We start from the raw sequence: 1,169 nt of genomic DNA on the forward strand, positions 1-1,169 counted from the left end.
TGTCCTCAACCAGTATCCCCTTATGGAATTACTAAGTTAGCAGCAGAACGATTAGGTAAGTTGTATCATCAGAATTTTGGTGTACCCTGCGTATATTTACGCTACTTTACAGTATACGGCCCCCGGCAAAGACCTGATATGGCCTTTCATAAATTTTTTAAGTGGATTTTGCAAGATGAGCCAATTTCTATTTATGGAGATGGCCAGCAAACTAGGGACTTTACTTTTATTAGTGATGCAGTAGCAGCTAACTTAGCAGCAGGTACAGTACCGGAAGCAGTGGGTGAAGTATTTAATATTGGTGGGGGTAGTCGGGTTGTATTAGCAGAAGTTATTAATATGATGGAGGAAATAGTCGGGCGTCCTATTAAGAAAAATTTTGTGGAAAAAGCGAGGGGAGATGCTCGTCATACAAGTGCTGATGTTTCTAAAGCACAGAAAATTTTGGGTTATCAACCTCAAGTTTCTTTAAAAGAGGGGTTATCAAGAGAGTGGGAATGGGTGCAGTCTCTCTATTAGTTAGATTTGTACCTGTTCAAATTAGATAATTGTGTAATTGAGTAAGATGTAGAATAAACACCTTACTCAAACATTTACTCATTGCTTAACGATAGTAAAATTCAAAATCTTTCAAAGCCATTATCCTAGTTTTATTTAAACGATAATGATAACCTATTCTCTTGCCTAACTTATCCCAGAATTTAGTCTTTGGTCTACTATGAGAAGCATCCCAATGTTTCCTTACTCGATCAAGCTTCTGCCAAGCTTCACTATCAACTGTACTATTAACATTCCATCCTACTTTAGCTGCTGCTAATCCCATGAGATTTCCATCTCCTACATGAAACCCTTTTAATTCCATATATGTTGCAATTTTACCCCAAGTCTCTAAAAATTCTATTTCTCTGCCTTCATCTCGAACTATAGCATATAAGGATTCACCTATCCAACTGCCATTATTAAATGATTCTTCTGAAATATGTAACTTATCAGCAACCTTTTTTAAATCTGCAAATCTGTGAGAATGATATTTGTTGAAGTGCTGCACTAAATTTCCTCGACCTCCAGTGATTCCAGGGTTCCATTTAATATCTTCAGGTATGGTATCTACAATTTTTGTATCCGCATCAATATGAATAGCTACCCTGAATAATGATAAAGCTGCTTGA

2 protein-coding genes are annotated in these 1,169 nt (G+C 36.7%); one reads left to right on the forward strand and one right to left on the reverse strand.

The window, feature by feature from the left end; genetic code table 11:
- Positions 1 to 519, forward strand: a 519-nt coding sequence (locus F6K13_RS34170) for an NAD-dependent epimerase/dehydratase family protein (RefSeq protein WP_287290087.1), incomplete at its 5' end; no start/stop codon positions are given.
- Between the two features lie 85 nt (positions 520 to 604).
- Here the strand turns inward: F6K13_RS34170 and F6K13_RS34175 are convergent.
- Positions 605 to 1,169 (reverse strand): hypothetical protein (locus tag F6K13_RS34175; RefSeq protein WP_287290088.1); only part of this gene is annotated, 565 nt, incomplete at its 5' end.

Origin of the sequence: Okeania sp. SIO2B9 (assembly GCF_010672505.1) — a bacterium.
GTDB lineage: Bacteria > Cyanobacteriota > Cyanobacteriia > Cyanobacteriales > Microcoleaceae > Okeania > Okeania hirsuta.